This is a genomic window from Pseudomonas sp. B424 (genome assembly GCF_055408345.1).
Map to the genome: position 1 here is coordinate 14169 of NZ_JBUZTL010000033.1, position 21287 is coordinate 35455.

The 21287-nt window shown below is 61.7% G+C and carries 19 protein-coding genes; 17 read left to right on the plus strand and 2 right to left on the minus strand.

The features are described from left to right. Window positions 1-28: 28 nt before the first annotated feature. The 3 genes from ACZRMS_RS23855 to ACZRMS_RS23865 are packed head-to-tail and all read left to right on the plus strand — an operon-like array spanning window position 29 to window position 2696. The gene (locus tag ACZRMS_RS23855) at window positions 29-1360 is read left to right on the plus strand and encodes an MFS transporter (protein WP_463997329.1); all 1332 of its coding nucleotides are present in this window, start codon (window positions 29-31) and stop codon (window positions 1358-1360) included. Further along, complete coding sequence (locus ACZRMS_RS23860) at window positions 1357-1689, plus strand: Rieske (2Fe-2S) protein (RefSeq protein ID WP_463997330.1); 333 nt, start codon at window positions 1357-1359, stop codon at window positions 1687-1689. Before ACZRMS_RS23855 ends, ACZRMS_RS23860 begins: the two co-directional genes overlap by 4 nt. Next, on the plus strand, window positions 1686-2696 hold the full coding sequence (locus ACZRMS_RS23865; protein WP_463997331.1) for a YeiH family protein: 1011 nt from the start codon (window positions 1686-1688) through the stop codon (window positions 2694-2696). Before ACZRMS_RS23860 ends, ACZRMS_RS23865 begins: the two co-directional genes overlap by 4 nt. A gap of 58 nt (window positions 2697-2754) precedes the next feature. Here ACZRMS_RS23865 and ACZRMS_RS23870 read toward each other — a convergent pair whose 3' ends face one another. Next, complete coding sequence (locus ACZRMS_RS23870) at window positions 2755-3774, minus strand: AraC family transcriptional regulator (RefSeq protein WP_463997332.1); 1020 nt, start codon at window positions 3772-3774, stop codon at window positions 2755-2757. Window positions 3775-4014: 240 nt separating this feature from the next. Here ACZRMS_RS23870 and ACZRMS_RS23875 point away from each other — a divergent pair, with 240 nt between their 5' ends. The 6 genes from ACZRMS_RS23875 to ACZRMS_RS23900 all read left to right on the plus strand — a co-directional run bounded on the left by ACZRMS_RS23875 (window position 4015) and on the right by ACZRMS_RS23900 (window position 13325). Further along, complete coding sequence (locus ACZRMS_RS23875) at window positions 4015-4581, plus strand: RBBP9/YdeN family alpha/beta hydrolase (RefSeq protein WP_463997333.1); 567 nt, start codon at window positions 4015-4017, stop codon at window positions 4579-4581. A gap of 110 nt (window positions 4582-4691) precedes the next feature. Beyond that, window positions 4692-6554, plus strand: coding sequence for a DUF1302 domain-containing protein (locus ACZRMS_RS23880; RefSeq protein ID WP_463997334.1), 1863 nt, complete (start codon window positions 4692-4694; stop codon window positions 6552-6554). 39 nt (window positions 6555-6593) lie between these two features. Continuing rightward, on the plus strand, window positions 6594-7952 hold the full coding sequence (locus tag ACZRMS_RS23885; protein WP_463997335.1) for a DUF1329 domain-containing protein: 1359 nt from the start codon (window positions 6594-6596) through the stop codon (window positions 7950-7952). A 66-nt stretch (window positions 7953-8018) separates the two neighbouring features. Continuing rightward, entirely contained in the window at window positions 8019-9092 is a 1074-nt protein-coding gene (locus ACZRMS_RS23890) for a WD40/YVTN/BNR-like repeat-containing protein (protein ID WP_463997336.1), read from the plus strand. A 31-nt stretch (window positions 9093-9123) separates the two neighbouring features. Then, window positions 9124-11661 carry an efflux RND transporter permease subunit gene (locus ACZRMS_RS23895; protein ID WP_463997337.1) on the plus strand — a complete coding sequence of 846 codons (2538 nt, stop codon included), beginning with the start codon at window positions 9124-9126 and terminating at the stop codon, window positions 11659-11661. A gap of 20 nt (window positions 11662-11681) precedes the next feature. Further along, window positions 11682-13325, plus strand: coding sequence for a fatty acid--CoA ligase (locus tag ACZRMS_RS23900; RefSeq protein ID WP_463997338.1), 1644 nt, complete (start codon window positions 11682-11684; stop codon window positions 13323-13325). Between the two features lie 55 nt (window positions 13326-13380). On the opposite strand, the gene ACZRMS_RS23905 is transcribed toward ACZRMS_RS23900, so the two are convergent. Further along, the gene (locus ACZRMS_RS23905) at window positions 13381-13503 is read right to left on the minus strand and encodes a hypothetical protein (protein WP_463997339.1); all 123 of its coding nucleotides are present in this window, start codon (window positions 13501-13503) and stop codon (window positions 13381-13383) included. A gap of 194 nt (window positions 13504-13697) precedes the next feature. Here ACZRMS_RS23905 and ACZRMS_RS23910 point away from each other — a divergent pair, with 194 nt between their 5' ends. From ACZRMS_RS23910 to catA, 8 genes are all read left to right on the plus strand, one after another. Further along, a complete protein-coding gene (locus ACZRMS_RS23910; protein ID WP_463997351.1) occupies window positions 13698-14654 on the plus strand; it encodes an AraC-like ligand-binding domain-containing protein in 957 nt (318 codons plus the stop codon). A gap of 214 nt (window positions 14655-14868) precedes the next feature. Next, window positions 14869-16224: a benzoate 1,2-dioxygenase large subunit gene (benA, locus tag ACZRMS_RS23915; RefSeq protein WP_463997340.1), complete on the plus strand. Its 1356-nt coding sequence runs from the start codon at window positions 14869-14871 to the stop codon at window positions 16222-16224. Beyond that, window positions 16224-16712, plus strand: a complete 489-nt coding sequence (benB, locus tag ACZRMS_RS23920) for a benzoate 1,2-dioxygenase small subunit (RefSeq protein WP_463997341.1) — start codon at window positions 16224-16226, stop codon at window positions 16710-16712. The genes benA and benB overlap by 1 nt, the downstream gene beginning before the upstream one ends. A gap of 69 nt (window positions 16713-16781) precedes the next feature. Beyond that, entirely contained in the window at window positions 16782-17792 is a 1011-nt protein-coding gene (benC, locus tag ACZRMS_RS23925) for a benzoate 1,2-dioxygenase electron transfer component BenC (protein WP_463997342.1), read from the plus strand. Window positions 17793-17814: 22 nt separating this feature from the next. After that, window positions 17815-18576, plus strand: coding sequence for a 1,6-dihydroxycyclohexa-2,4-diene-1-carboxylate dehydrogenase (locus tag ACZRMS_RS23930; protein ID WP_463997343.1), 762 nt, complete (start codon window positions 17815-17817; stop codon window positions 18574-18576). Between the two features lie 35 nt (window positions 18577-18611). Beyond that, on the plus strand, window positions 18612-19730 hold the full coding sequence (locus ACZRMS_RS23935; RefSeq protein WP_463997344.1) for a muconate cycloisomerase family protein: 1119 nt from the start codon (window positions 18612-18614) through the stop codon (window positions 19728-19730). Between the two features lie 135 nt (window positions 19731-19865). Next, window positions 19866-20156: a muconolactone Delta-isomerase gene (gene catC / locus ACZRMS_RS23940; protein WP_048361578.1), complete on the plus strand. Its 291-nt coding sequence runs from the start codon at window positions 19866-19868 to the stop codon at window positions 20154-20156. Between the two features lie 42 nt (window positions 20157-20198). Beyond that, complete coding sequence (gene catA / locus ACZRMS_RS23945) at window positions 20199-21143, plus strand: catechol 1,2-dioxygenase (protein WP_463997345.1); 945 nt, start codon at window positions 20199-20201, stop codon at window positions 21141-21143. Window positions 21144-21287: the final 144 nt, after the last annotated feature.

Genomic DNA, 21287 nt, shown 5'->3' on the forward strand with positions numbered 1-21287 from the left:
AACAGGTGCAAGACACCGAGGAGGCTGCATGGCCTATCACCACAGCTCTGTGGACGATGAAGAAGACACGTCGGCCGGTATCCCGCGCAGATATGCCTGGGTTGTGTTCGCACTGACTTTTGGCTTGTTGATTTCCGATTACATGTCCCGCCAGGTACTCAATGCCGTTTTTCCGATACTCAAGAGCGAGTGGGCACTGAGTGACAGCCAGCTCGGCCTGCTCAGCGGCATCGTCGCGCTGATGGTGGGCCTTCTGACCTTTCCCTTATCGTTGATGGCCGACCGCTTTGGTCGCGTCAAAAGCCTGGCCCTGATGGCCATGCTATGGAGCCTGGCCACCCTGGGCTGTGCCCTGGCAGAGAATTACCAGCACATGTTGATTGCGCGCTTCATGGTCGGTGTCGGCGAAGCGGCCTATGGCAGTGTCGGCATTGCCGTGGTGGTCTCGGTGTTTCCCAAAAGCATGCGCGCCACCCTGGCCAGTGCCTTTATGGCAGGCGGCCTGTTTGGCTCCGTACTAGGTATCGCTCTGGGCGGGGCAATTGCCGCCAAGCTGGGCTGGCGCTGGTCGTTCGCGAGCATGGCGCTGTTCGGCCTGGTACTGGCTGTGCTTTACCCGCTGGTCGTCAAGGAAGCCCGGATCGCTCCGCAACGCCTGGCCAGCTTCAGGAACAAGGGCAAAACCGTGCTCAAGCGCCCGTTGCGCACGTTGTACAGCACCCGTTCGGTGATCGGCGCTTATGTGGGCAGCGGGTTACAGATGTTCGTGACCGGCAGCCTGATCGTGTGGATGCCCAGCTATCTGAATCGCTATTACGCCATGGACGAGGCGAGGGCTGGCAGTGTCGCGGCAATCATGGTGCTGTGTTGCGGTGCCGGGGCAATCATGTGCGGCATGCTCAGTGACCGTCTTTGCCGTCAGTCGCCATTGCGCAAAATCGAGATATCCATCGTGTATTGCCTGGGCAGCTGCCTGCTGTTGTCGCTGGCGTTGCTCCTGCCCGCCGGGCCTGTGCAGCTGGTGCTCATCGGCATGGGCATGCTGATGGTTGCAGGCACCAACGGCACGTGCGCCGCCATGGTTGCCAACTTGACCCACTACTCGGTGCACGGCACGGCGTTTGCCACCCTGACCCTGGCCAACAACCTGCTGGGCCTGGCGCCGGGGCCATTTTTTACCGGTCGGGTATCGGATGTTATTGGTCTGCATGGCGCTCTTCAGTGGATGCCACTGATGAGCATCGCAGCGGCGGCCGTGTTCTTCTATACCCGCCACCATTACCTCAACGATGTGGATCGCGCCAGAGTTCAAGAAGTTGTTGATGCGCCCTGCAAGCCTGCATGCGAGGTGCTGTCATGAGTGCTGTCACGGGAGTTGCAGTGCCCGCGGAAAAGGTCCCGGCACCCGGGATGCGCACACTGTTCGAGCCCGCGGGTAACAGCCTGGCGCTGTTCAATGTCGCCGGGCAGATCTACGCCATCGACGACAGTTGCCCGCATCAGGGCTCATCGCTGTGCGGTGGCCGCCTTGAGGGCCGGGTGATCCAGTGCTGTGCCCACGGCCTGCGCTTTGATCTGGCCAGCGGCTACCTGCTCAATTCCACCCGTCTCAAAGTCGCCAGCTACCCGGTCGAGGTGGTCGACGGCCAGGTGTTTATTGTCCTCGCTGCAAAGGAAGTTGCCGTATGAGTGTTATCGTCCTGGCTGCGGCTCACAGCCGTGTGCGTGAACTGGCCCCCGGTTTTATCGTCAGCCTGATCGTTGCGGCCGCCGCGAGCTTCCTCTCCGGGCACTACGATGCCCCTGTGATGCTGTTCGCCCTGTTGCTCGGCATGGCGCTGAACTTTCTCGCCGTGGACAGCACGTGCAAGGCCGGGATCGAGTTCACCGCCCGTACCGTGTTGCGTATCGGCGTGGCGCTGCTGGGCATGCGCATTACCCTGGAGCAGATCGCCGCACTGGGCTGGAAGCCGGTGGCTCTGGTGGTCACCCTGGTGGTGGTAACCATCCTGGTGTCGGTGGTGGCCGCCAGGGCCATGGGCTTTCAGCGCCTGTTCGGCATGCTCACCGGCGGTGCCACGGCCATCTGCGGTGCCTCGGCCGCCCTGGCCCTGGCGGCGGCCTTGCCCAACCATCCGCAGAAGGAGCGGGCCACGCTGTTTACCGTGATCGGGGTCTCGGCGCTGTCGACCCTGGCCATGATCGTCTACCCGATGATTGCCAACTGGCTTGAGTTGTCACCCCGGCAGGCCGGGGTGTTCCTCGGCGCCACCATTCATGACGTGGCCCAGGTGGTGGGTGCCGGCTACAGCATGTCCACCGAAACCGGGGACACCGCCACTGTGGTCAAGCTGATGCGGGTAGCCATGCTGCTGCCGGTGATCGTCTGCGCGGCAATGATCACCCGCATGCAGGGCGCCGATCCGGCGGGCAAGCGACCGCCGTTGTTGCCCTGGTTTGCGGTGGGTTTTTTGCTGCTGGCGTGCATCAACAGCACCGGTTGGGTGGCGCCGGCAGTGCAGGGTTTTACCAATGAACTGTCGCGTTGGTGTCTGGTGGTGGCGATCAGTGCCCTGGGCATGAAAACCCAGCTCAAGGAGCTGGCCGCCGTGGGCATCAAGCCCATCCTGCTGATGCTGGGGGAAACGGTGTTTCTCGTGGTGCTGGTGCTGCTGCTGATGCACTGGGGCCTGTAAAACCGATGCTCCGCTTGCGGTCGCCTGTGCATGCAGGCGGCCGTTTTTTTGTGCGCGCTCAGTGGTCTTTGCGCGGGGCGGTCTTGTGTTCGCTGCGCCACACTGCAGGCGGCATGCCGAACTGGGAAATAAACCAGCGGGTGAACGAGCTGGGCATGGAGTAGCCGAGCATGTCCGTGATCCGGCCCAGGGTATAGCCGGGGTTCTCCAGGTAGCGAATCACCAGGTCGCGGCGCACGTGATTGATCAATTCACTGAAACTGGCACCGTCTTCTTCAAGGCGGCGCTGCAGGGTGCGCACGTTCATGCCCTGGCTCTGGGCAATCTGCTCGATGGTGGCCCGGCCCATGGGCAGCAGCAGGTAGATGGATTTGCGCACGTCGAATGCCAGTGAACAGTGGTTTTTGCTCTGCAGCGAATCCAGGTAGCGCTGGGCGTGCCGGGCCATGGCCGCATTGGCCAGCGGGTTGGCCGTGTCGAGGTTGGTGGCGGGGCAGACGATGCCGTTGAACTCGCAGCCGAAATCCACTTTGCAACCGAAGATGCGGCGATGCACGCTCAGGTCGCTTGGCGCCTCATGGGTAAAGCACACATTGATCGGGCTCCAGTGCGCGCCGAGCAGGGCGGCACAAAAGCGATGCATGACGGCAATGGCCAGTTCGATGGCCTGGCGGTTGCTGGTGGCGACCTCGGTGATCAGTTCTTCACGGATGATCACGGTCTTGCCGGTCTCTTCAATGAAAATCGCCAATGAGTCATTGAGCAGGTGACGGTACTGCACGATCACTTGCAGGGCATCGCGCAGGTTGTTCTGGTGGCTGAGCAGCAGGCTCACTTCACCGAAGTCTGACAGGTGCCGCAACTCGGCCATCCGCAGGCCCAGGGTTTCGCAGCCGCTCTGTTGTGCCGAGTGCTCCAGCAAGGTGACGGCAGCGTTGGCCGGGATGTGTTGCTTGGGGTCACTGAGAATCGAGGTGCTCAAGCCCGCCTGAGCCAGCAGCGTGTTCACGTTCAGCCGTAAATGGCGAGCCACTTCAAGGTAGTTGGTCAGTGCGGCGGATCGGGCGAGAACGGTCATGGCGTGGATGTCTTCCCTTGGGTGACAAATAAAGGTCTCTCGACCGCACTGCCGGGCAGTTATAGATGTTTGGTCGTGGAATGAAAAGTACCCGGGGGCAAACCAGCGGCCTGATCCGGTGTGGCTGTCGTCAATAGAGAAGTGGTTGACGCCAAATGTGAAGCGTTGGCACCGGGCCAAATCTACTGTGCAGCTAGCAGGTTCGCAGTGTTGACGAAACCTGCGCTGGAGTGTGCAAAGGTGAATGAACCGATGAGTCAAACCACTGTTTTGATTGTTCCCGGCTTGCGAGATCACGTGCCGCAACATTGGCAAACCCTGCTGCAGGCCCGGTTGGACAAGGTCCGCTCGGTACCGCCCCTGGAAGACAACACGCTCAGCCTCGCGGCCCGTGTGGATGCAATCCAGCGTGAGCTGCAGGCCATCGACGGCCCGGTGATTCTGGTTGCCCACAGTGCCGGCGTGCTGATGGTGGCGCACTGGGCGGCCCGGTATGACCGCCCGATCAAGGGTGCCTTGCTGGTTGCACCACCAGACCTTGGGGCCAGCTGGCCTGAAAACTACCCGTCCCCGCAAAGCCTGCAGGCCAATGGCTGGGCACCTCTGCCCAAGGGCGCACTGGGGTTCCCCTCGATCGTGGCTGCCAGCACCAACGACCACCTCGCCAGCCTGCAGGCCGTGACCGAAATGGCTCGGGGCTGGGGCAGTGAGCTGGTCAACCTGGGGGCCGTAGGGCATCTCAATCCGGCCGCCGGTTACGGCGACTGGCCCCAGGCCGACGGGTTTATCCGCACCCTGGACCGCTAGTTCAGACACCCGAAAATACTCACCTCAAACATGCTCGCATCAGCGCCAGGACCGGGTGCGGGCCGTTGTTAAAACCAAAAAAACAAAAACAAGAAAACGGAGACAACGTAATGCACAACACGACAGGTCGCAGCCTGCTTGGCACCGCCATGCTGCTCGCCTCAATCCCCGCCGCCCATGCACTTGAACTCATCGATGGCAGTGAAGACTGGGCCGTGCGTTTCGATAACACGCTCAAGGCCAGCTATGGGCAACGGGTTGAGAGCCAGAACGGGAAAATTGCCGACACCGCCAACCTCAACGATGGCGACAAGAACTTCAGTGTCGGTAGCGCAGTGACCCAACGGGTCGATCTGCTGACCGAACTGGATGTGGTCTACCAAGGGAAAATGGGCTTTCGGGTCAGTGGCGCGAGCTGGTACGACCATGCCTATGACCATGTGGGCTCCAATTCCAACCCGTTCCCCGGCCAGGCGGGCAATGCCGGCAACCTGGTAGCTGCCCGTCCTGCTGGCGGCGGCGCGATCCGGCCAGGTGACTCGCTCAACGGTCATGCGCCCGTCACACATGGGCTGAGCAACTACACCGACCGTTATTACAACGGACCGTCCGGTGAAATCCTCGATGCCTTTGTGTTTTACAGCACCGAAATCGGTGACGAGTCGATGCTCAGCGCCAAGCTGGGCAAGCACAACGTCTACTGGGGCGAGACCCTGTTCAACGCGGCCAACGGGATCAACTACGGTCAGTCGGCCCTCGACCTCGCCAAGCTGTACAACGTCCCCGGGACCGAAACCAAGGAGCTGTTCCTGCCGCGCAACCAGCTTTCCGTGTCGTTTACGGTCAACCCTGAACTGACCCTGGGCGCGCAGTACTTCCTTGAATTCCAGAACTCGCGTCTGCCCGAGGGCGGGACCTACATGGGCGGTTACGACATGCTGGGCGAGGGTGCCGACGTTTTCTGGCTGCCCGTGCCGGGGTTGCTGGGCGGGGCGGGTGCCTACTACGGAGCGCCCCGTGGCCATGATGTAAAACCGCGCAACTCCGGCGACTTTGGCTTGATGGCCAAGTGGAGCCCGGAATGGCTCGACGGCACCCTGGGTTTCTACTACCGCAATACCTCGGACACCATGCCTTCGGTATTGATCAACGCGCCCAACCTGCACCTGCCAGGGCTGGCCGGTCTGGAAGGGGTCGAGTACCTGACCGCCTATGCCGATGACATCGACATCTACGGCATCAGCCTGTCCAAAAGCGTGGGCCCGGTCAGTGTCGGCCTGGACCTGAACTATCGCGAGAACATGCCGCTGGTGAGCAACTTCAGCACCATCAACCCGACGTTGAGTGCAGAGGCAGGCGCGGGGCTGGTCAACGGCGCCAACCTGATCGGTGCCGTACCGGGCAATGGCGATACGGGGCTGGCCCGGGGCAAGACGTTCCATGCAGTGCTCAATGGCCTGATGAGCTTTGGCAAGACGCCGCTGTGGGACGCCTCGTCCCTGGCCGTTGAAGGCGCCATGACCCATCTGGTGAGTGTCGACAAGGGCAAGCAGACCTTCAAGGGCGACGCCAGCTACCGGGGGGTCGACAAGGTCGACACCAATGCCTACACGCTGGCGGTCAATCTGACCCCGACCTGGTTCCAGGTCTTGCCGGGCGTCGATATGTTCATGCCGCTGTCCTACAACGTTGGCCTCAAGGGCAACTCGGCGGTCCAGTTGGGCGGCAACGAGAATGCCGGCAGCTACTCCATCGGCGTTGCGGCGGACATCTACCAGAAGTACAAGCTCGACCTGAAATACGTCGATGCCTTTGGCCCTTTCGATACCTGCGAAACCGGCTTCGACAACAACACTCCCGGGACCAATGGTCTGTACCAGTGCATCCCCGGCCAGATCACCTCACAGGCCGGTCTGTCACCGCTGTTGAAGGACCGCGGGATGGTCACGGCTTCGTTCAAGACCACCTTCTGATTGACGCTCGAATTATAAAAACAAGTGGAGAGAATTCAGATGAAATTTCCAAGCAGTGTGCTGGCAATTGCCCTGGCAGCGGTGATCGCCGGCCAGGTCCAGGCGGGCGTATCGGCCCAGGAGGCCGCGAAGCTGGGCACCAGCCTGACCGGGGTGGGCGCCGAGATGGCGGGTAATGCCGACGGTTCGATCCCGCCCTACAAAGGCGGGCTGACCACGCCCCCCGCCAGCTTCAAGGCCGGTGACAGCATGCGCCCCGACCCCTTCGCCGACGAGAAACCGCTGCTGGTGATCGATGGCAAAAACGTCGATCAGTACAAGGGGCAGTTGACCGCCACCACGGCGGAGCTGGCCAGGCGTTACCCCTCTTACCGCATCGACGTGTATCCCACTCACCGCACGGTCGCCTTGCCTGCGGCGGTACTGGAAAACAGCCGTAAAAACGCCACCGACGCCCGAAGCCTCAACGGCGGTCTGGCCATCGACAACGTACTGCCCGGCGTGCCGTTCCCGATCCCGCAGTCAGGCAGCGAGGCCATGTGGAACCACCTGCTGCGTTACCTGGGGACCAATATCAGCAGCAAATATGACTCCTGGAACGTCGATGCGGCGGGGGTGCCGACACTGTCCACCACAGCACTGGCGTTCATGAATTATCCGATCTACGAAAACATGACCAGGCCGGTGGCCGGCAACGATATTTTTTACCAGATGAAGCTGTACTACACCGGTCCGGCGCGCCGTGCGGGTGAGGCGATCATGCTCAAGGACTCGGCCGACCCCCTGGCCCAACCGCGCAAGGCCTGGCAGTACCTGCCCGGTCAGCGACGGGTCAAGCTCGCGCCGGACCTGGCCTACGACACGCCAAACCCGGGCACGGCCGGCACCAATACCTATGACGACACCTTCGTGTTCATGGGCGCGCTGGACCGCTACGACTGGAAGCTGGTGGGCAAGCAGGAACTGATCGTGCCCTACAACACCTACCGCCTGACCTACGCCGACCAGGCCAAGGCGCTGACCACCGCCAACCATATTGCCCCCGACTACGTGCGCTGGGAGAAACACCGGGTGTGGGTGGTGGAAGCCACGCTCAAGCCGGGTGCGCGACATATCTACCACAAGCGCCGTTTCTACCTGGATGAAGACAGCTGGATCGCGCTGGCCTCCGACCAGTATGACGCCAGCGGCAAACTCTACCGGGGGGCCTTCACCTTCCTGAGCCAGAGCTACGACAAGCAGACCCCCGACACCACGCCGTTCATGATTTACGACCTGGTGGGCGGCAACTACAACATTAACGGCATCGTCGGGCCGTACGGCGGCATCAAGTACATCGAGACTCTGTCCAAAGTGCAGTGGGCACCGGATGCCCTGGCAGGGGCCGGTATTCGCTGAGTGACCGTGGCTGACGCCGGGTTGCGCGCAGGTGCAGCGTGGCGTCGTACTCTTGGAAGGTGCGGTATGGGTTCTTTGAAAAAAATCACGCTGGCATTGCTCTGTTCAACCCTGGTGCTGTTGCCGGGTGGCGCCAGGGCGGCAGCTTATGTGGATGTACTGGAACTGCCGGCCGAGCCGAGCGCGCTGGCCGTACGCAGCCCTTTGGTGGGCATCACCCGGGCCGGTGAACGCCTGGTAGCCGTGGGGCAGCGAGGCCATATTCTGTATTCCGATGACGCCGGTCAGCGCTGGGTACAAGCCAGCGTGCCGGTGAGCAGCGACCTCAATGCCGTGTTTTTCCCCACGGCCACCCGGGGCTGGGCGGTGGGCAACGATGGTGTGGTGCTGCACAGCAGCGACGCCGGGGCGTCCTGGAGCAAGCAACTGGACGGCCGCCAGATTGGCGACTTGCTGGTCAGGCATTACACCGCACTGGCCACCGCCGAACCCGCCAGTGAGCAATGGCCCTTGTGGGTCGCCGAGGGCCAGCGCCTGGCCGCCGAGGGCGCCGACAAGCCGCTGCTCGACGTCTGGTTCGCCAACGACCGGCTGGGGTATGTGATCGGGGTGTTCAACCTGATCCTGCGCACCGAAGACGGCGGCCGCAGCTGGACGCCGTTCCAGGATCGCACCGACAACCCCCAGGGGTTTCACCTCAACGCGATCGCCTCGACCGGTGACGGGTTGTACATCGCCGGGGAGCAGGGCCTGCTGCTCAAATGGCAGGCTGACCGGCAGCGGTTCGCGGCCTTGCAGACCCCGTATCAGGGCAGCTTTTTCGGGGTGATCGGCAAGCCCGGTGAAGTGATCGTCTTTGGCCTGCGCGGCAATGTGTTGCGCAGCACCGATGGCGGCGAGCACTGGAGCCCGCTGAGCAGCGACCTGAAAGTCAGCATCACCGCCGCCCTCGTCAATCCTCAGGGGCAGTACGAGCTGTTTACGCAGACGGGGCAGGCGCTGCTGGGCCAGGCGCCCGGCACGCGGTTGCAGCTGTTGGCGCGACAGGCCCCGTCACCCGTGGCTGCAGCGGCGTTGGCGGCCGACGGTACGCGGGTAGTGGTGGGTAGCCGGGGTGCGCACGCACTGGCCGGCGAATAAGTCTTCGAACAATCAGAGCGAGAACCCAGACATGGGCAATATCAAGCAAGACACCATGCCGGTGATCCGCGATCTGCGTGACTTCGATCGCCAGTCCGGCAACCTGCTGGAGCGGCTGGTGTTCAACTACCGCCCGCTGTTCATGTTGTTGATGGCGCTGGTCACCGTGCTGCTGGGTTATATGGCGCTGACCCGTCTGGAACTGCGTCCCAGTTTCGAAAAAATGATCCCCCGGAGCCAGCCTTACATCCAGAACTACCTGGATAACCGCCAGTCGTTGCGCGGTTTGGGCAACTCGGTGCGGGTGGTGGTGGAAAACACCCGGGGCGATATTTTCGACCCCGCCTATCTGGATGTGCTCAAGCAGGTCAACGACCAGCTGTTCATCACCGAAGGCGTTGACCGGGCCTGGATGAAGTCGCTGTGGAGCCCGGGCGTGCGCTGGACGGAAGTCACCGAGGAAGGCTTTCAGGGCGGCCCGGTGATGCCCGGGACCTATCAGGGCTCACCGGCGGACATCGAGCAGCTGCGCCAGAACATCAACCGTGCCGGGATTGTCGGCAGCCTGGTGGCCAGCGACTACAGATCCAGCATGCTGATCGTGCCCCTGCTGGATAAAACCTCGGCCACCGGTCAGGGCATCAACTACCAGCAATTTTCGCGGCTGCTCGAAGAACAGCTGCGGGACAGGATCGAGTACGCAGGTGACAGCGCCGCACGCAAGTCCGGGGAGGAGGGCAAGGGTCAGTACAAGGTGCGGGTGATCGGCTTCGCCAAACTGATGGGCGACCTGATCGACGGCCTGATTCAGGTGATGATGTTCTTCGGCCTGGCCGTGATCACGTCGCTGGTGATCATCTATCTGTACACCCGCTGTGTGCGCAGCACCCTGCTGGTGGTGGGGTGTTCGCTGGTCGCCGTGGTCTGGCAGCTGGGCATCGTGGCCTGGCTGGGTTATGCCATTGATCCCTATTCGGTGCTGGTGCCGTTCCTGATCTTCGCCATCGGCGTGTCCCATGCGGCGCAAAAGATGAACGGCATCATGCAGGACATCGCCCGTGGCACCCACAAGCTGATAGCTGCCCGTTATACCTTCCGCCGGCTGTTTATCGCCGGTGTCACCGCGCTGCTGGCCGATGCGGTGGGCTTTGCGGTGCTGATGCTGATCGATATTCCGGTGATCCAGGACCTGGCCATCACCGCCAGTATCGGAGTGGCGGTGCTGATCTTTACCTCGCTGTTGCTGATGCCCGTGGCACTGTCTTACATCGGCGTCGGGCGCAAGGCGGCGGAGCGCGCCCTGGAAATCGAGACCCGCACGGACGGGCACAAAGGTTTCGGAAAACTCTGGGATCTGCTCGACCGTTTCACCACCCGCAAATGGGCCACGGGCGCGGTCCTGGTGGCGGTGCTGATGGGCATTGGCGGCTTTGCGGCCAGCCTGCACCTGCAAATCGGGGATCTGGACAGCGGCGCCCCGGAGCTGCGCGCCGACTCGCGCTATAACCGCGACAACGCGTACATCACCAGCCACTACGCGCTGTCCAGCGACCTGTTCGCGGTGATGATCAAGACCGCCCCGGAAGGTTGTCTGAACTACCAGACGCTGATCCTCGCCGACCGCCTGGCCTGGCAGCTGCAACAGTCGCCCGGGGTACAGGCAACGTCGTCGCTGGTGAACGCGGTGCGCCAGATCACGGCAGGCTCCTATGAGGGCAACCCCAAGCTCAACAGCATCCAGCGCAACCAGGACGTGCTCAACTATGCGGCCCAGCAGGCCTCGGTCAACTCCCCGGAGCTGTTCAACACCGACTGCTCGCTGATGCCGGTGATTGCCTTTCTCAAGGACCACAAGGCCCAGACCCTGGATGATGTGGTGGCCATTGCCGACAGTTTTGCCAAAGACAACAGCACCCCGGATCGCCAGTTCCTGCTGGCAGCCGGTACGGCGGGCATCGAGGCTGCGACCAATATCGTGGTGCGCGAAGCCAACCGCACCATGCTCCTTTACGTGTACGCGGCGGTGACGCTGTTCTGCCTGATCACCTTTCGCAGCTGGCGCGCCACACTGGTGGCCTTGCTGCCACTGGTGCTGACCTCGATCCTGTGTGAGGCGTTGATGGTGTTCATGGGCATCGGGGTGAAAGTGGCGACCCTGCCGGTGATCGCCCTGGGCGTGGGGATCGGCGTGGACTACGCGCTGTACTTGCTCAGCGTGCAACTGCATTACCAGCGCCAGGGCCTGTCGCTGGGCGAGTCGTACCGCAAGGCGGTGTCGTTTACCGGCCGGGTCGTGGGGCTGGTGGGCATCACCCTGGCGGCCGGCGTGGTGTGCTGGGTCTGGTCGCCGATCAAGTTCCAGGCCGACATGGGCATCCTGCTGACCTTCATGTTCCTGTGGAACATGCTGGGGGCGTTGATCCTGATTCCGGCTTTGTCGTACTTCCTGTTGCGCGAGCCTGCGTTGCGCCGCCATGCTGGAGCAGATGAGTCAGCAACGGTGTGCACCCGCGAGAACACCAACGGTAAACCATCGGGCATGCGCCATGCCCTCACAACGTCTGAATAACCGGATCGGGAAGATCAGTCATGCTGAAAACAAAAATAATTCCACCAGCCCCCGGCGCGTATGCGTACCCGTTGTTGATCAAGAGCCTGCTGCTGTCGGGTGAGCGCTACGGCGCCACCAACGAGATCGTCTACGCCGACAAACTGCGCTACAGCTACACGACCCTCAACCAGCGCATTCGCCGGCTGGCCAATGCGCTCACTGCTGCAGGGGTCAAGGCCGGGGACACCGTGGCCATGCTCGATTGGGACAGCCACCGCTACCTGGAATGCTTTTTTGCGGTACCGATGATTGGCGCCGTGCTGCACACGGTCAATATTCGTCTGTCCGCGGATCAGGTGCTTTACACCATGAACCACGCCGAGGATGACCTGGTGCTGGTGCATGATGATTTTGTGCCCTTGATCGAGCAGATCCATGACCGGCTGACCACCGTCAAAGGCTTTATCCGGCTCTCGGACAACGCCGCGCCCGACACGCCGCTGCCGCTGCTGGGGGAATATGAAAACCTGCTGGCCCGGGCCTCGCCCGACTATGACTTCCCCGACTTTGATGAAAATTCGGTGGCGACGGTTTTCTACACCACGGGTACCACCGGCAGCCCGAAAGGGGTGTATTTCACTCACCGCCAGCTGGTGCTGCATACCCTGACGGCCACGGGGTCACTGAGTGGCTACCAGAGCATGCCGCTGGTGCGCTGCGATGACGTCTATATGCCCATCACCCCGATGTTCCACGTGCATGCCTGGGGCGTGCCGTATGTGGCGACCCTGATGGGGATCAAGCAGGTGTACCCCGGGCGCTACGAGCCCAACAGTCTGGTCCGGCTGTTTCGCGAAGAGAAGGTCACGTTCTCCCATTGCGTACCGACTGTCTTGCAAATGATCCTGGGTTGCGACGAGGCGAAGAACACGCGCCTGGACGGCTGGAAAATGCTCCTGGGCGGCAGTGCCCTGACCCTGGGGATTGCCGCCCAGGCCAGCGCCAAAGGCATCCAGGTACACAGTGGCTACGGCATGTCCGAGACCTGCCCGTTACTGTGCACCAGCTACTTGAGCGGGGCCGAGCTCGAACAGTCCACGCAAGCGCAGCTCAGCCTGCGCATCAAGACCGGGATGCCCACCCCGATGGTGGATCTGAAAATCATCGATGCCGACGGCCATGCCGTTGCCCACGATGGCGAGTCCCTGGGCGAGATCGTCGTGCGTGCGCCCTGGCTGACCCAGGGCTATTTGCACGAGCCCGAAAAAGGTGCCGAACTGTGGCAGGACGGCTGGATGCACACCGGCGACCTGGCTTCCATCGACCCTGCGGGCAGGGTGGAAATCAAGGATCGAATCAAGGATGTGATCAAGACGGGAGGCGAGTGGATCAGCTCCCTGGACCTGGAAAGCCTGATCAGCGAGCACGCCTCAGTGATCTCTGTGGCCGTGGTGGGCATTGCGGACGAGCAATGGGGCGAGCGACCCATGGCACTGGTGGTGTGTGCCCCCGGGCATGTACTCGATCAACCGATACTTGAAGCCCACTTGCAGCAGTTTGTGGCGTGTGGCCGGATCAACAAGTGGGCGATTCCCAAGCAGTTTGACTTTGTTGTGGAGATCCCGAAAACCAGTGTGGGCAAGATCAACAAGAAGCTGATTCGGGAGAACCAGCGCAATTGAGGTTTGCCTGACATACCGCGTAGCCTGCTTCGCGAGCAGGCTCGCTCCCACAGATTCAGCTCCCCTGTACCCGCCCCGGATAATTCATCACAAACTGCACATGGGCCTTCACGCCCGTGGCCAGGGTTTTATCGTCGACGGTGAAGTAGGGGCTGTGGTTGTTCGCCGCTTTGCTCATGTCCTGGATCTTCTCTTTTGTGTTGTTTTAAGCCGCACAGGTTATGTCGTCTCAAACCGGAGTGGCGCAACCGGCCAGCTAAAAGTGTTCGGTTACCGGACATTAGCCAGGTGTCTAATTGATCTGTCCCGGCGACCGTGCCTACTCTGGCGTATGTGACAACCAAAATAATGACAGCACCGAGTACCTTGCCGATGGATAGCCGCCTGCTGAGCGAGCGCAGTAGCGTGTTCCGACACGCTGACCCTCATGCCGTGTCCGATTATGTGAACCAGCATGTCGGCCATCACTGCATTGGCCTTTCCAGAACCACCCGGCCGCTGGCCAGCCTCAATCACCGAAAATTCGCCGAACTGGACCTGTGCCGCATCAGTTATGGCGGCAGTGTGCGGGTGACTTCCCCCGCGCTGGAGACCATCTTCCACTTGCAGGTGCTGTTGAGCGGCAATTGCCTGTGGCGTGGCCCGAGCCGCGAGCACCATCTGGTGCCGGGCGAGCTGCTGCTGATCAATCCGGACGATCCGGTCGACCTGACCTACTCCCAGGATTGCGAAAAGTTCATCCTCAAGCTGCCGGTCCACGTGCTCGAAGCCATCTGCGACGAACAGCGCTGGCAGCGGCCTGCGGACGGGGTGCGCTTTGTACGCAATCACTACCGGCTCGATGAACTGGAAGGGTTTCTCGGGCTGCTGGGCATGGTGTGCCAGGAGTCCGAAGCCAGCGACCCGCTGCTGCGGGTACAGGAGCACTACACGCAGATTGTCGGCAGCAAGCTGCTGACCCTGATGCAGACCAATATCAGCCGTGAAAACCTTGCATCGCCCCATGCCGGAATCGAGCGCATCCTCGACTACATCGAGCGCAACCTGAAGCAGGAGCTGAGCGGTGAGGACCTGGCCGTACAGGCGCACATGAGCCAGCGTTCGCTGTACACCCTGTTCGAGCGCCAGCTGGGCGTGACGCCTTTGCAGTACATCCGCCAACGCAAGCTTGCACGTGTCCACGCCTGCCTGAACGACCCGAGTTGCACGGTGCGCAGCCTGACCGAGCTGGCGCTCGATTACGGCTTTTTGCATTTGGGGCGCTTCTCCGAAAGCTATCGCCTGCAGTTCGGCGAGCTGCCCTCAAGCACCCTCAAGCGCCGGCACTGAGCAACGGCACTTGTGGGAGCGGGCTTGCTCGCGACCGGATCGCTTCGGTGTCACCGGAACACCGCGCTGCCTGGATCGCGAGCACGCCCGCTCCCACAGAAATAACCGTCTTGCGTGCACTAATCGGATAGCGATCCGCAGTAAACGGATATTGCGCCTTGAATCGATTCCCTAACCTGACCCGGCCTGGATAATAACAACGGAGGCCCCGGCCATGTCCCTGGGAATCGATTACTTGAATGCCATGCTTGAAGATGACAAGGAGAAGGGCATCTACCGCTGCAAGCGCGAGATGTTCACCGACCCTGATCTCTTCGAACTCGAAATGACCCATATTTTCGAGGGTAACTGGATCTACCTCGCACACGAGAGCCAGATCCCCAACGTCAACGATTTTTTGACCACCACCATTGGCCGCCAGCCGATCTTCATCGCGCGCAACAAGGCCGGTGAACTCAACGCGTTCCTCAACGCCTGCAGCCATCGCGGCGCCATGCTGTGCCGGCACAAGACCGGCAACCGGGCCAGCTATACCTGCCCGTTCCACGGCTGGACCTTCAATAACAGCGGCAAGTTGCTCAAGGTCAAGGACCCGAGCGCGGCCGGCTATCCCGAAGGTTTCAATTGCGAAGGCTCCCACGACCTGACCAAAGTTGCCCGTTTCGAGTCCTATCGCGGCTTTTTGTTTGGCAGCCTCAACCCCGACGTCAAATCCCTGGCCGAGCATCTGGGTGAGTCGGCCAAGATCATCGACATGATCGTCGACCAGTCCGCCGATGGCCTGGAAGTACTGCGCGGCGCCAGTTCCTATATCTTCGAAGGTAACTGGAAGCTCGCCGCCGAAAACGGCGCCGATGGCTACCACGTCAGTTCCGTGCACTGGAACTACGCCGCCACGCAAAACCAGCGCACCCTGCGTGAAGCCGGCGAAGAAATCAAAACCATGAGCGCCGGAAGCTGGGCCAAGAGCGGTGGCGGTTTCTACTCCTTCGAGCACGGCCATCTGCTGCTCTGGACCCGCTGGGCCAACCCCGAGGATCGCCCGGCCTACGAGCGCCGCGACGAGCTGGCCCGCGATTTCGGCCAGGCCCGTGCCGACTGGATGATCGATAACTCGCGCAACCTGTGCCTGTACCCCAACGTGTACCTGATGGACCAGTTCAGCTCGCAAATCCGTATCGCCCGGCCGATTTCCGTCAACCAGACCGAGATCACCATTTACTGCATCGCGCCCAAGGGCGAGAGCAGCGAGGCACGCACCAAACGCATTCGTCAGTACGAAGACTTCTTCAACGTCAGCGGCATGGCCACCCCGGATGACCTCGAAGAGTTCCGCTCGTGCCAGACCGGTTATGGCGCAGGTCGCGGCTGGAACGACATGTCACGTGGTGCCGAGCACTGGATTGAAGGTGCCGATGCCGGCGCCGAAGAAATCGACCTCAAGCCCTTGCTGTCCGGTGTTCGTACCGAAGACGAAGGTCTGTTTGTGCTGCAACACAAGTACTGGCAGCAAACCATGCTCAAGGCCTCGGCGTGCGAACCCGAGCTGATCCCCGTGGAGGCCGTGTAATGAACAGCCTCTATGGGATGGTGTGCGAATTTCTGTATCGCGAAGCGCGTTACCTGGACGACGGCCAGTGGGACGAGTGGCTGGAGCTGTATGCCGCCGATGCCAGTTTCTGGATGCCGTGCTGGGACGACAACGACACCCTGACCGAAGACCCGCAGAGCGAAATCTCGCTGATCTGGTACGGCAATCGTGGCGGTCTGGAAGACCGCGTGTTCCGGATCAAGACCGAGCGCTCCAGTGCGACCATGCCGGACACCCGCACCTCGCACAACCTGAGCAATATCGAGATCGTCGACGAGGCCGACGGGCTGTGCCGCGTGCGTTTCAACTGGCACACCCTGAGCTTTCGCTACAAGACCACCGACAGCTACTTCGGCACCAGCTTTTACACCCTCGACCTGCGCGGCACCCAGCCGCTGATCAAGGCCAAAAAAGTAGTGCTCAAGAACGACTACGTGCGTCAAGTCATCGACATCTACCACATCTGATCAACGCTGTGATGCGTGCTTGAAGGTGCCTGCGGGCACCCGGGTCCGGCATTGCCTGCGAGGTACATTATGAGCTTTCAAATTGCGCTCAATTTCGAAGACGGGGTTACCCGTTTTATCGAAGCCAACGGCCAGGAAACCGTCGCCGACGCGGCCTACCGCCAGGGCATCAATATCCCGCTGGACTGCCGCGACGGTGCCTGCGGCACCTGCAAGTGCTTTGCCGAAGCCGGAACCTACGAGCTGGGCGACGAATACATCGAAGACGCGCTAAGCCAAGATGAAGTTGAGCAGGGCTATGTGCTGACCTGCCAGATGCGTGCCGCCAGCGACTGCGTATTGCGTGTGCCGGCTTCTTCGACGGTGTGCAAGACCCGGCAGGCCAGTTTTGAAGCGAGCATCAGTGATGTGCGCCAGTTGTCCGAGAGCACGATCGCGCTGTCGATCAAGGGCGAGTCCCTGAGCAGCCTGGCCTTTTTGCCGGGTCAGTACGTCAACTTGAACGTACCGGGCAGCGACCAGTCACGGGCCTATTCCTTCAGCACGCTGCAAAAGGACGGCGAGGTCAGCTTTCTGATTCGCAATGTGCCGGGCGGGTTGATGAGCAGCTTCTTGACCGGCATTGCCAAGGCAGGCGACAGCATGACCCTGGCCGGGCCGCTGGGCAGCTTCTATCTGCGCCAGATCCAGCGCCCGCTGTTGCTGCTGGCCGGAGGCACGGGGCTGGCACCGTTTACCGCGATGCTGGAAAAAATCGCCGAGCAGGGCAGCCCGCACCCGGTGCATCTGATCTATGGCGTGAGCAACGACTTTGACCTGGTTGAACTGGATCGCCTGCAGGCCTTGAGCGCCCGCATTGCCAATTTCAGCTTCAGTGCCTGCGTGGCCAACCCGCAGAGCCAGCACCCGCTCAAGGGCTACGTCACCCAGCATATCGAGCCTTGCCATCTGAACCAGGGCGATGTCGATGTGTACCTGTGCGGTCCGCCGCCGATGGTTGAGGCGGTCAATCTCTATATCCGCGAGCAAGGCATTACACCGGCCAATTTCTACTACGAAAAATTCGCCGCTGCCGCTTGATTCCTTCTTATACGAGGTTGCCATGAACAACAGATTCGACAACAAGGTCGCGCTGGTAACCGGCGCTGCCCAAGGCATCGGCCGCCGTGTGTGTGAGCGCTTGCTGGCTGAAGGCGCACGCGTTATTGCGGTGGATCGTTCCGAGCTGGTTTTCGAGCTGCAGGGTGAGGGCGTGCTGACCCTGACGGCTGACCTTGAGCAATACACCGACTGCGTTCGGGTGATGGCCGAGGCGGTAAAAGCCTTCGGCCGGCTCGACATCGTGATCAATAACGTGGGCGGCACCATCTGGGCCAAGCCGTTCGAGCACTACCAGGTCGAAGAAATCGAGGCTGAAGTGCGCCGTTCGTTGTTTCCCACCCTGTGGTGCTGCCATGCGGCGCTGCCCTACATGCTGGAACAGGGCCATGGCGCGATCGTGAACGTGTCTTCAATCGCCACCCGCAGTGTCAATCGCGTGCCTTACGGCGCGGCCAAGGGCGGGGTGAATGCACTGACCGCCTGCCTGGCGTTCGAGAACGCCGAGCGCGGCATTCGGGTCAACGCCACCGCGCCGGGCGGTACTGAAGCACCGCCGCGGCGGATTGCGCGCAATGAAGCCCAGCCGACGCCGGACGAGAAAGTCTGGTACCAGCAAATTGTCGACCAGACCCTCGACACCAGCCTGATGAAACGCTACGGCACGCTGGATGAACAGGTCGGCGCGATTCTGTTTCTGGCCAGCGACGATGCCTCCTATATCACCGGCGTAACCCTGCCGGTCGGCGGCGGCGACCTCGGCTGAAGGGCCGGTATCCAGTACCTGACGGGAACACTCAAATGAACCAAGTCCTGATTGAAAGCCTGACGACCCAGATCGTCGACCTGCCCACCATCCGCCCGCACACGCTGGCGATGCACACCATGCGCAAGCAGACCCTGGTGATCCTGCGCCTGCGTTGCAGCGACGGTATCGAAGGCATCGGCGAGGCCACCACCATCGGCGGCCTGGCCTACGGCTACGAGAGCCCGGAAAGCATCAAGGCCAACATCGACGCGCACCTGGCACCGATGCTGACAGGCAAGCCTGCGGCCAATATCAATGCCGCCATGCAGACCCTGGACAAGATTGCCAAAGGCAATACCTTCGCCAAGTCCGGAATCGAAAGCGCGCTGCTGGACGCTCAGGGCAAGCGCCTGGGGCTGCCGGTCAGCGAGCTGCTGGGCGGTCGGGTACGTGACAGCCTGGAAGTGGCCTGGACCCTGGCCAGCGGCGACACCGCACGCGACATTGCCGAAGCCGAACAGATGCTGGAGGCGCGCCGTCACCGGATCTTCAAGTTGAAGATCGGCGCCAACCCGCTGGAGCAGGACCTCAAGCATGTGCTCGCGATCAAAAAGGCCCTGGGCGATCGCGCCAGCGTGCGGGTCGACGTGAACCAGTACTGGGATGAGTCCCAGGCCATCCGTGGCTGTCAGGTGCTGGGTGACAACGGTATCGACCTGATCGAGCAGCCGATTTCCCGGGTCAACCGCTCGGGGCAGGTGCGCCTGAACCAGCGCAGCCCGGCGCCGATCATGGCCGACGAGTCCATCGAAAGTGTTGAAGACGCTTTCAGCCTCGCGGCCGACGGCGCAGCCAGCGTATTCGCCCTCAAGATCGCCAAAAACGGCGGCCCCCGCGCTGTGCTGCGCACCGCGCACATCGCCGAAGCGGCCGGTATCGCCCTGTACGGCGGCACCATGCTGGAAGGCACGGTGGGCACGCTGGCCTCGGCCCATGCCTTCCTCACCCTCAAACAACTGACCTGGGGCACCGAGCTGTTCGGGCCGCTGTTGCTCACCGAGGACATCGTCACCGAGGCGCCGCAGTACCGCGATTTTGAACTGCACATCCCGCGTACCCCGGGCCTGGGCCTGACGCTGGATGAAGAGCGTCTGGCGCGGTTTAGCCGTTAACACTCCGAATAACCCCTGTGGGAGCGGGCTTGCTCGCGATGCAGACGGCTCGGTGCACCAGGCCAACCGCGCTGATGCTCTCGCGAGCAAGCCGGCTCCCACAGCCACTTCCCCTATTTCTTCAAGGAGAACCCCATGCTTTTCCACGTAAAAATGACCGTCAACCTGCCGCTGGACATGGACCCGACCAAGGCCGCGAAACTCAAGGCAGACGAAAAGGAACTGGCCCAGCGCCTGCAACAGGAGGGCAAGTGGCGCCATCTGTGGCGCATTGCCGGGCACTACGCCAACTACAGCGTATTTGACGTGGCCAGCGTCGAGGCATTGCACGACACCCTGCTGCAATTGCCGCTCTTCCCGTACATGGACATCGAGATCGAAGGGCTGTGCCGCCATCCGTCCTCGATCCACAGCGACGACCGCTAACGCTTTAATTCCCTTGCATAAGAACAAGATAAGGTGAGCCTCATGACCGTGAAAATTACCCACACTGACGGTATTCAGAGCTTCTTCAAAGAAGCCGCCGGCTTTGGCAGCGACAACGGCAATCCGCGCCTCAAAAGCATCATCCTGCGCGTGCTGCAAGACAGCGCAAAAATCATCGAAGACCTGGAAATCACTGAAGACGAATTCTGGAAGTCCGTGGACTACCTCAACCGGCTGGGCGGCCGTTCCGAGGCCGGGCTGCTGGTGGCGGGTCTTGGCATCGAGCACTTCCTCGATTTGCTGCAGGACGCCAAGGATGAACAGGCCGGCTTGACTGGCGGCACCCCGCGTACCATCGAAGGCCCGTTGTACGTGGCCGGTGCCCCGGTGTTCGAAGGCCAGACGCGCATGGATGACGGCAGCGAGGAGGGCGTTGCCACCGTAATGTTCCTCGAAGGCCAGGTGTTCGACACTCAGGGCCAGCCGCTGGCCGGTGCCACTGTCGACCTGTGGCATGCCAACACCAAAGGCACTTACTCGTTCTTCGACCAGAGCCAGTCCGAATACAACCTGCGTCGGCGCATCATTACCGATGCCGAAGGTCGCTATCGCGCCCGCAGCATCGTGCCCTCGGGTTACGGTTGCGATCCGCAAGGTCCGACCCAGGAATGCCTTGACCTGCTGGGCCGTCACGGCCAGCGTCCGGCCCATGTGCACTTCTTTATCTCGGCCCCCGGCCACCGCCACCTGACCACCCAGATCAACCTGTCGGGCGACAAGTACCTGTGGGACGACTTTGCCTATGCCACCCGCGATGGTCTGGTGGGCGAAGTGCAGTTTCGTGACGACGGTGCCCGTGATGTGACGGGGCGTTATGCCGAGCTGAGATTCGACTTCCAGTTGCAGCCGGCAGCTGCTCCGGCAGCCGAGCTGCGCAGCCATCGCCCGCGCGCGTTGCAGGACAGCTGTTCGTCCGGCAACAGTTGAGCAACAGATTGAAGTGAATCCGGACACTGCGCGAGCTGGTCAAGCTCGCGCAGCGGCGCTCCCGCAAGAGGTGTGTCATGGGCATAGTCCGCAGTAATTAAAACTGGCATGGCCTGTGCAAAAGCTCGTGCAATGGGTAGCTTC

Excerpts from the sequence above, each read along its gene's own strand:
- ACZRMS_RS23900 (WP_463997338.1), top strand. The coding sequence starts at position 11,682 with ATGCTGAAAACAAAAATAATTCCACCAGCCCCCGGCGCGTATGCGTAC.
- benA (WP_463997340.1), top strand. The coding sequence starts at position 14,869 with ATGTCCCTGGGAATCGATTACTTGAATGCCATGCTTGAAGATGACAAG.
- ACZRMS_RS23910 (WP_463997351.1), top strand. The coding sequence starts at position 13,698 with ATGGATAGCCGCCTGCTGAGCGAGCGCAGTAGCGTGTTCCGACACGCT.
- ACZRMS_RS23885 (WP_463997335.1), top strand. The coding sequence starts at position 6,594 with ATGAAATTTCCAAGCAGTGTGCTGGCAATTGCCCTGGCAGCGGTGATC.
- ACZRMS_RS23895 (WP_463997337.1), top strand. The coding sequence starts at position 9,124 with ATGGGCAATATCAAGCAAGACACCATGCCGGTGATCCGCGATCTGCGT.
- catC (WP_048361578.1), top strand. The coding sequence starts at position 19,866 with ATGCTTTTCCACGTAAAAATGACCGTCAACCTGCCGCTGGACATGGAC.
- ACZRMS_RS23905 (WP_463997339.1), bottom strand. The coding sequence starts at position 13,503 with ATGAGCAAAGCGGCGAACAACCACAGCCCCTACTTCACCGTCGACGAT.
- ACZRMS_RS23865 (WP_463997331.1), top strand. The coding sequence starts at position 1,686 with ATGAGTGTTATCGTCCTGGCTGCGGCTCACAGCCGTGTGCGTGAACTG.
- ACZRMS_RS23935 (WP_463997344.1), top strand. The coding sequence starts at position 18,612 with ATGAACCAAGTCCTGATTGAAAGCCTGACGACCCAGATCGTCGACCTG.
- ACZRMS_RS23890 (WP_463997336.1), top strand. The coding sequence starts at position 8,019 with ATGGGTTCTTTGAAAAAAATCACGCTGGCATTGCTCTGTTCAACCCTG.
- benB (WP_463997341.1), top strand. The coding sequence starts at position 16,224 with ATGAACAGCCTCTATGGGATGGTGTGCGAATTTCTGTATCGCGAAGCG.
- ACZRMS_RS23930 (WP_463997343.1), top strand. The coding sequence starts at position 17,815 with ATGAACAACAGATTCGACAACAAGGTCGCGCTGGTAACCGGCGCTGCC.
- ACZRMS_RS23855 (WP_463997329.1), top strand. The coding sequence starts at position 29 with ATGGCCTATCACCACAGCTCTGTGGACGATGAAGAAGACACGTCGGCC.
- ACZRMS_RS23880 (WP_463997334.1), top strand. The coding sequence starts at position 4,692 with ATGCACAACACGACAGGTCGCAGCCTGCTTGGCACCGCCATGCTGCTC.
- catA (WP_463997345.1), top strand. The coding sequence starts at position 20,199 with ATGACCGTGAAAATTACCCACACTGACGGTATTCAGAGCTTCTTCAAA.
- benC (WP_463997342.1), top strand. The coding sequence starts at position 16,782 with ATGAGCTTTCAAATTGCGCTCAATTTCGAAGACGGGGTTACCCGTTTT.
- ACZRMS_RS23870 (WP_463997332.1), bottom strand. The coding sequence starts at position 3,774 with ATGACCGTTCTCGCCCGATCCGCCGCACTGACCAACTACCTTGAAGTG.
- ACZRMS_RS23860 (WP_463997330.1), top strand. The coding sequence starts at position 1,357 with ATGAGTGCTGTCACGGGAGTTGCAGTGCCCGCGGAAAAGGTCCCGGCA.